Raw genomic sequence first — 1,514 nt, 5'->3', positions numbered from 1 at the left:
CATCTGTGGAGCGGGCCAATTCCCGCTCGATGGCTCCGTCAGTGTCCGGCTCCGGGCGCGATCACCGCGCAGGCTTTAGCCAAGCGGCCGCACGCTCGCGTAGCGGACCCTTTATGGGTTGATCGTGGATGATCCGGAGCCGGACCAGGAAGCCATCCCGGGAGAGCGGGATTGGAACGCGGCGCAATGTGAGCCCGGCGATTGCCACGATCTGTTCGCGTCGAAACCCGTGGAGCTCGCCGGGCGCCCTGCAGCGCCTGAAGGAACCGTCCGACGACGAATTCGCCGCGGCTCAGGAAGTATGTCGCGCCAGCGTCACATCCATCCCTTAACGCGGTGCAATGCCGGCAAAGCAAATTAGGCAAGACGGGATGGAGATCAGAAACGCGCACTCCGCTGACATCCCGTCCCTAGCGCATCTCATGACCGAACTCGGCTATCCGACCTCGACAGAAGAGATGATGTCACGGGTGTCGCTCATCGGCAGCCGGACAGATCACGCCATATTCGTGGCTGATGAAAATGGCGTCGTCGCCGGGATGATAGGTGTTTCGATCTCCCCATCGCTTTACCAAAGCGACCCGCAAGGGGCGATCGTTGCACTCATTGTTTCTTCGGACTTTCGAGGACAAGGGATTGGCGCCTTGTTGGTGGAGCGTGGTGAAAGCTGGCTTCGTGGAAGCGGCGCCAGATACGTGACCGTCAAGCCCAGTATCCGTCGCGAGGACGCTCATCGTTTGTATGCACGGCTCGGGTACGAACATAATGGCTTGCGCTTTTCGAAAAGCCTGATCTAGACGGTCCCCACGTGCCGCTCGCGGTTTCCGGTCACCCGGCGGTGGCAATCCTCGAAAAAACCGCGTGCAGGCGCATCGGCCTGACGCCGCCGTGCTGGATTGTCCTCGACGAGAACAGATCGGGCGAGGCCGCAGCCTCGCCCGTGAGCGGCCTACCCGAGGGCCGCCAGCTGCGTTTCGGCCGCCTTGCGGTCGACGCTCTGGCCGGGGTTCTCGACGGGGCGCTCGAAAGGCTTCCAGCGCTCGCCGACAACCTGCTCGTAGGCGGCGACGGCGCCCTCGGCCGCCATGCGCAACGCGTGGGACTGGAGCGCCATGTCGGCAGCGAACTCGCGCTTGCGCTGGGCGGCGCTGTCGAAGCCGACCGGGCCGTCAAGGTCCTCGTCGCGGGTGTCGTTGGCGGCCTTGGCGGTGGCGTCGCGAGCCTCCGTGACCGCGCGGCTGTAGAACTGGCCGGCGCCGTGGGCGGAGCCGACATAGGCGCCGACGATGCGCTGCAGGTGGATCCGCATCGCCCGCTCGCCAAGACCCTCATTGAGGGCATCGGCTGTCTCGACGATGAGCTTCTCGTGGAGATCGCGGATGCCGTCGCTGTCGAGAACGGCGAGGCCGAAGCTTTCGGAGATGAGACTGGCCTGACTGGCGTCGGGGCAACAGAGCCGGACCATTTCCAGGGTGGTGCCCTTGCGAAGCGGGACAACGCGAGCGGGCTGGCGG

The 1,514-nt window shown here is 64.9% G+C and carries 2 protein-coding genes; one reads left to right on the top strand and one right to left on the bottom strand.

Features of this window, described 5'->3' with window-relative positions; all coding sequences use genetic code 11:
* Positions 1–422: 422 nt before the first annotated feature.
* The gene (locus EOA78_RS35455; RefSeq protein WP_164784118.1) at positions 423–797 is read left to right on the top strand and encodes a GNAT family N-acetyltransferase; all 375 of its coding nucleotides are present in this window, start codon (positions 423–425) and stop codon (positions 795–797) included.
* 152 nt (positions 798–949) lie between these two features.
* Here the strand turns inward: EOA78_RS35455 and EOA78_RS35450 are convergent.
* A partial coding sequence (locus EOA78_RS35450; RefSeq protein ID WP_127320348.1) for a hypothetical protein occupies positions 950–1,514 on the bottom strand: 565 nt, incomplete at its 5' end.

The organism is Mesorhizobium sp. M5C.F.Cr.IN.023.01.1.1 (assembly GCF_003997585.1).
GTDB classification, from domain to species: domain Bacteria; phylum Pseudomonadota; class Alphaproteobacteria; order Rhizobiales; family Rhizobiaceae; genus Mesorhizobium; species Mesorhizobium wenxiniae.
This window is presented reverse-complemented; position numbering and strand designations above follow the sequence as displayed.

Coding starts and splice junctions, on each gene's coding strand:
- EOA78_RS35455 (WP_164784118.1), top strand. CDS start 423: ATGACCGAACTCGGCTATCCGACCTCGACAGAAGAGATGATGTCACGG.